A 7,209-nucleotide genomic window follows, 5' to 3' on the forward strand; every position below is an offset into this window, starting at 1 on the left:
TAAAAAAAATTTCATCTTCACCTAAAGAGCAAATCTTTCTAAATTCTCTTTTCTCCTGACTCCTGAGTTCTGACTCCTGACTCCTAGATTAACTATCTAATTACACCGATGCTACCGGATTTGATATAACTTCTGACCACACTCTTTCTACCATTACTATCCACCACCACCATTACATCAAATTAAAACTCAAACGATAAGGAGTGCGATCGCTACCTTGAGGATAAACCCGGACATAGTAAGTATCTGGCTCTAATACCAAGCGTGAAAAAATAATGCTACAAAAAGGTAGACTTGCTCGAATATGCTTAAAAATAGCTATTTCAGTTCATTTTAGATAGTTATTTATATTGTTTTTCCATTTTTTTCAATATTTATCCCTTCTTCCTTCTTTCCTCTTCCTTCTTTCTTACTTCTGCCATTTGTAACAAACATTTATCACCCTTGGTATAATACCGTAATGATTGCTTCCTGAAAAGCGCTGTAATGTGGTATTTACGGAATGAGCAAATGTTTTTTGCCTATTTCTTATCCTAATCCTTAAATTTATTCAAAAAAAATCTTGGATATGAAAGGACTGTGATAATATCAAATCTTAACCTTTTTAGGCTAAAATTAAGCTCCTGAATAATTTTAGGAGCTTGTTTTTGACTGGTTATCAAATAAACTCAGTAGACTTACAGATAGCATTTACCAAGTAATAATTATGAATGATTCAATTCGCTTTCTGATGTGTGCCCCCGATCACTATGATGTAGACTATGTAATTAATCCTTGGATGGAAGGAAATATTCATAAATCCTCACGCGATCGCTCCGTTGAACAATGGTATAAACTCCACGACATTATTAAAGAAAACGCGGTTGTAGACCTAGTCACACCTCAAAAAGGATGGCCTGATATGGTATTCACTGCCAATGCAGGTTTGATTCTGGGAAATACTGTTGTTCTCAGCCGTTTTTACCACAAGGAACGTCAAGGAGAAGAACCCCATTTCAAAGAATGGTTCCTAGATCAGGGTTTTATCGTTCACGAACTCCCCAAAGACCTCCCCTTTGAAGGAGCAGGGGATGCCCTCCTAGATAGAGAAGGTCGTTATCTTTGGGCAGGGTATGGCTTTCGTTCAGAATTAGACTCCCACCCACTTCTGGCAAAATGGCTCGATATCGAAGTAATATCACTTAGACTTACAGACGAGCGCTTTTATCATCTTGATACCTGCTTCTGTCCTCTAACAGGAGGTTATTTACTTTACTATCCTCCGGCATTCGACTCTTACTCCAACCGCCTAATTGAAATGCGAGTGCCATCAGAAAAACGAATAACTGTCGCAGAAGCAGATGCAGTTAACTTTGCCTGCAATGCAGTTAATATCAACCAAACCATCATCATGAACAAGGTGAGTGAAAGCTTGAAATCACTCCTTACTGAAGTAGGTTTCAACGTCATTGAAACACCTCTAAGTGAATTCCTCAAAGCAGGTGGTGCAGCTAAATGCCTCACTCTGAGAGTTACAGAACCAATTATACCTGATCGCCATGCCGTTGTCCAAGTAGAAAGTCGTACCATTCGTATGGAAGGACATTTACTAGACTCTGGTTTGATCAACCAAGCTTTAGATTTAATAGTTGAAGGTGGGGGTAGTTTCAAAGTTCTCAACTTTAATCTCGGAGCACAACGTCAAAGCACTTCCCTCGCTGAAGTGAAAGTTTCTGCACCTTCCCATGAAGTCATGGAAGAAATAATGAGTCAACTCATTGATATTGGTGCAGTAGTGCCAACTGAGGATGTGGAGGATGCTAAGTTGGAGCCAGTGGAACAAGATGGTGTTGCCCCTGATGATTTTTATGTATCTACTATTTATCCTACTGAAGTTAGAGTCAAAGGTAAGTGGATACGAGTACAAAATCAAAGAATGGATGCAGCGATCGCCATTACTGAAACTGACGGTAAGATTCAAGCAAAATGTAAAGTGATACGGGATGTAAAAATTGGCGAAAAAGTGGTGGTAGATACGATCGGTCTTCGTTCTATCCGCAAAACAGAATCCCGTGAAAAACGAAATAAAGAAGAGTTCAGTTTTATGTCTGCTGGGGTTTCTAGCGAACGTAGGGTAGAATTGGTTGTTGAGCAAGTGGCTTGGGAATTACGGCAAGTTCGCGATCGCGGAGGCAAAGTAGTAGTTACAGCAGGCCCAGTTGTGATTCACACTGGTGGTAGCGAACATTTAGCACATTTGATTCGTCAAGGATATGTGCAAGCTTTGTTGGGTGGTAATGCTATAGCAGTTCACGATATTGAACAATCACTGATGGGAACTTCTCTTGGTGTGGATATGAAACAGGGAGTTGCTGTTCATGGTGGGCATCGACATCATCTGAAGACTATTAATACTATTCGGCGTTGTGGCAGCATTGCTCAAGCAGTTGAGACTGGGATTTTGACCAAGGGTGTGATGTATGAGTGTGTTCAGAATAATGTACCTTTCTGTTTAGCAGGTTCGATTCGTGATGACGGACCTTTACCTGATACTCAGATGGATTTGATTAAGGCACAGGAAGAATATACGGAGTTGTTGAAAGGTGCTGATATGGTTTTGATGTTGTCAACTATGTTGCATTCTATTGGGGTGGGGAATATGACACCTGCTGGAGTGAAGATGGTTTGTGTTGATATTAATCCGGCGGTGGTGACTAAATTGAGCGATCGCGGTTCTGTGGAATCAGTGGGAGTTGTGACTGATGTTGGTTTGTTCCTCAGTTTATTGGTTGCCCAGTTGGAGCAGTTGACAAGTCCTTATTCTGTGGCTAAAGTGTAAGTTTAGGAGTTAGGAAGTAGGGTAGGACTGTTTCATTCTAAAACTTGGCGTTGGCGGAGTCTAGCGGCAGCTATATCGCCTAACTTCATTTTTGTTACGAGGCACGGCAGTGGGAGCATCTTGCTCCCATGCTAATACCAGATTGATAAATGTTTGCTACAAATATCTAGGGTATTTCTTAGGAGTCAGGAGTCAGGAGTCAGGAGTCAGAATGGATGGCTTTAATACCATTTTTTAGGGCATAAATTATCTTTTTTGTCAAAGGGACATTTCATGTAAAGTCTTTTTATCGCTCTTACTATTTGTAACATTCTTTTTTAAAATTGGTATAATATCATTTCACTAAAGTTAAAAGTCAAAAGTCAAAACTTAAAAGTCAAAAGTGATATTTTAGGTACGGCATCAGGACTAATTCTCATAAGAAGAGAAAATTTATGGCCAATCACTAAAGTCAGCTTTTTTCTCAATTGGTCAAGTTTAAGTTATAGAAGCTAACGAGTGAAAATTTCTAATTGATTGAATTGATTAATACTAATAGCATTTCTCAAAAAAAATGTTATACTTATGCAAAACTTCAATGATTAAGTAATTAGGGCTTGCTGATTAAATCTAAAAGCATTGACTGATATTGGTTTTAGCATTTTTTGATCTAAAAAAGTGCCAGCTTTTCAGCTTTTTGAGCTGCATAAAGCTAGTATTTTAGGACGATTATGCCAGAAAAATCATTCTTACAATTCTTACTCCTACTTCCTCGCTCCCGAACCATTTCTCCTGTCTCCTGTCTTCCCCTCCTGGGAGGGGGAGGGGCGAGGGGTGGGTTTTCTCCTGTCTACTACCCCTACTAAAAGACTTTTTCAGCAAACCCTAATTAGTAGGATTTAATAACTTGAAAAGTGATTATTAGCAAGTAGCGTGTTAATTATTCTTATGTTTACCACTCCTCATCTCCCCACACTCCCCACACTCCCCTACTCCCCCCCCTCAAGAAAACATAGAAAAGTTTTTGAGATTTTGTATAATCTGGCCACTTTTAACCAAGCACAACAAAAATAATAACTCTTTTTATTAAGCACCCCAAACATAATTAATACTTCATCCAACCAGCTATAAAAACTCATATTCAACGTCTCTTCTCTTTTGAGCCAATTTAATGTTTAATAATGTATAGCATATTGCTAACTAATTTATTACAGCTTAATCTTAATCCCTGTTAAGCAATTCGCTGAACATCTAAGAACTCTGTAGTTCATTAAGTCTAAACTGCTATAAATTTTAGATAACTTGAAAATAAAAAATAGTAGTTAGCTAAAAAAATAGAAATGAATTACAGCAGTTTTCTAGTTGATAAGGTACAAAGTTTTATGCTTTTAGGGGACAGGGAACAGGGAACAGGGAATGAATAAAAATTATATATTTGTCTTAAACTGTACCTCACTATCCTGAAATTTGCTGTATGTATTGACAATAGAAGAGACGACTTTAATCTGAAGTTTTCTCATCTATGTAGAATACACTTTTGTGCAATTGTAAAATATGCTCATGTGAAGTCAATTTAGTCAGTTGATTTAAACTAGCATAAGTCTTTGATTATTTGCAAAATTAATTTTTATTATTACCTTAATTATGGCTATTTTATCCTTAATTTTTTGTGATTTAAACATTAAACTTTTGCAAAAAAAAAACAATTAATTAGTCAATTAATTTTCATGTTAGAAGCTTGTATATTTTTTACCATATTATGTGGATTTTTCGGCATCATATTTAAGAAAAATCTGGTGATGAAAATCATCTCAATGGATATTATGAGTACGGGAGTTATTGCCTATTATGTGCTAATAGCATCCCTAGATGGTTTATTTACACCAATTGAGGACGAAACCAAAAATGTTGCTTACTCCGACCCCGTTCCCCAGGCAGTTATCTTAACAGCAATTGTAATTGGCTTTTCAATTCAAGCTTTAATGTTGGTGGGTGTGATGAAGTTGGCAAAAAATAACCCCACTTTGGAAACTAGCGCAATTGAAGAAAATAACACACCATCATGACCAAAAAATCATGTTCCAAGCCTTCCCTTTTTCAGCTATCCCTTATAAGGAACTCCTAAAACCCTTTTCTGATAGGGAGATGGGGGGATGGAGAGATGGGGAGATGGGGAGATGGAGATATTTGTATATTTGCACAATTAAATGTATTTCTTATGAATATTCTCTAACGACAATGAATTAGCCCTGGGGAGATGGGGGAGAAAAGCCTCTAACTAAATAGGTTTACTCTCCTGAAGTCTGCATTGAATGGCAAATACATAACTTGCCTATTTTGTCAAGTTTTATGTGAAGAAAGATGTTTATAAAGCATAGCCTTTTCAGGGGATGAAAAGTAGTCGTTAGCGGAGCTTCCCGTAGGGTGGGATGGCGAGGAAACCTGGCCATATCCAATCGACTAAGAGAAAGTTAACTTCAGTATTTCGGTGCCTCTGGCTTTCCTAGGTCATGCTGCGCAAACAGCGGTCGGTACTGATAACGAAGTTCCTCCGATAGGAGGCTAACTGATAACGAAGTTCCTCCGATAGGAGGCTAACTGATAACGAAGTTCCTCCGATAGGAGGCTAACTGATAACTGAAATGACCAATATTACGATCGCCTGGATGGCATTACCATTTTTTCTTGGGTTTGTGATTTATTTACTACCCAAACTAGACCGCTTTCTCGCACTGGGAATAGCATTAGTTTCAGCTAACTATGCCTTGGCGATATTTTCAACCCAATCACTGTTAAATATACAGTTACTAGATAATTTTGGTGTAACTTTAACCATCGACCAACTAAGTGCCTTTTTTATCATCACTAATGCTATAGTTACAACTGCAGTTATTATTTACACTTGGAGTAGCGAAAAAACTGCTTTTTTCTATATGCAAGTAGTGATTCTGCATGGTAGCGTCAACTCTGCCTTTATATGTGCAGATTTTATTAGTTTGTATGTAGCATTAGAGGTAATCAGTATTGCTGCCTTTCTTCTCATTACCTATCCGCGTACAGATAGATCTATTTGGGTAGGATTACGCTATCTGTTTGTCAGTAATACGACAATGCTGTTTTATCTGGTAGGAGCAGTATTGGTATATAAGGCAAATAATTCCTTTAGTTTTACGGGTTTGAGTGGTTCGCCTCCCGAAGCGATCGCTCTGATATTTCTAGGATTATTAGTTAAAGGGGGTATATTTGTCTCAGGATTTTGGTTGCCTTTAACCCACTCCGAATCACAGAGTCAAGTATCAGCAATGTTGTCAGGAGTGGTAGTCAAATCTGGAGTGTTTCCCTTAGTGCGTTGTGCCCTACTATTAGAGGAGATAGATCCAATTGTGAGAATTTTCGGTGTGGCTACAGCTTTGTTAGGAGTAGGTTATGCCATTGTGGAAAAAGATACCAAGCGTACCCTAGCATTTAGCACCATTTCTCAATTGGGTTTTATCATGGCCGCGCCAGAAGTAGGAGGCTTTTATGCCTTGACTCACGGATTAGTGAAATCAGCACTTTTTCTCATATCAGGTATTTTGCCCAGTCGTAACTTTAAGGAGTTGCGAGACCAACCCCTCAATAACTCAATCTGGATAGCTTTAGCGATCGCTAGTTTTTCCATTTCTGGTTTTCCCCTATTGTCTGGTTTTGGAGCTAAGATATTGACCTCCAAGAATTTATTACCTTGGCAGGTTGTGGCAATGAATGTTGCTACAGTAGGAACAACAATTATATTTGCCAAATTTATCTTTCTCCCCCACAAAAAGAGCGAAGAAAAAGGGAAAGCAACATCTGGGTTTTGGTGGGCGATGGTAATTTTACTCGGTGGATTGATTGTAGCAAATGCTGTTTATTACCAAGCTTATACCTTAAGTAATATACTGAAACCTCTAGTAACTATTAGTATTGGTTGGTTGGCATATCTTTTTATTTTTAGGAAATTAATTCTTAAATTACCGCGTGCGGTCGAGAAATTCGATCATTTGATTGGGGTGATGAGTCTAATGTTGATTATAGTTTTCTGGATGGTGCAGATATGACCAATATTACTATCCTCTGGATGGCATTACCCTTTTTTACTGGTTTCGTTATCTATCTATTACCGAAACTAGACCGCTTTCTCGCACTGGGGATAGCATTGGTTTCGACTAACTATGCCTTGGCGATATTTGTAGGACCGTCTCCTTTGAACATACAGTTACTCGATAATTTTGGTGTAACTTTAATCATCGACCAACTCAGTGCCTTTTTTATCATCACTAATGCTATAGTGACACTCGCAGTTATTTTTTACTGTTGGAGTAGCGAAAAAACTGCTTTTTTCTATATGCAAATAGTGATTCTGCATGGTAGTGTTAATGCTACTTTTATCA

At 38.1% G+C, this 7,209-nt stretch carries 3 protein-coding genes and 1 pseudogene; all 4 read left to right on the forward strand.

The annotated features are described in order from the left end of the window. Positions 1 to 706: 706 nt before the first annotated feature. On the forward strand, positions 707 to 2,818 hold the full coding sequence (locus tag F6K54_RS36735; protein ID WP_293088847.1) for a TIGR00300 family protein: 2,112 nt from the start codon (positions 707 to 709) through the stop codon (positions 2,816 to 2,818). A gap of 1,706 nt (positions 2,819 to 4,524) precedes the next feature. After that, a complete protein-coding gene (locus F6K54_RS36740) occupies positions 4,525 to 4,863 on the forward strand; it encodes a cation:proton antiporter subunit C (protein WP_293088849.1) in 339 nt (112 codons plus the stop codon). Positions 4,864 to 5,439: 576 nt separating this feature from the next. Beyond that, a complete protein-coding gene (locus tag F6K54_RS36745; RefSeq protein ID WP_293088851.1) occupies positions 5,440 to 6,876 on the forward strand; it encodes a cation:proton antiporter in 1,437 nt (478 codons plus the stop codon). Continuing rightward, a pseudogene (locus F6K54_RS36750) lies at positions 6,873 to 7,209 on the forward strand (cation:proton antiporter); the annotation flags it as partial. The gene F6K54_RS36745 and the pseudogene F6K54_RS36750, both read left to right, overlap by 4 nt.

Origin of the sequence: Okeania sp. SIO3B5 (assembly GCF_010692555.1) — a bacterium.
Classification (GTDB): Bacteria; Cyanobacteriota; Cyanobacteriia; order Cyanobacteriales; family Microcoleaceae; genus Okeania.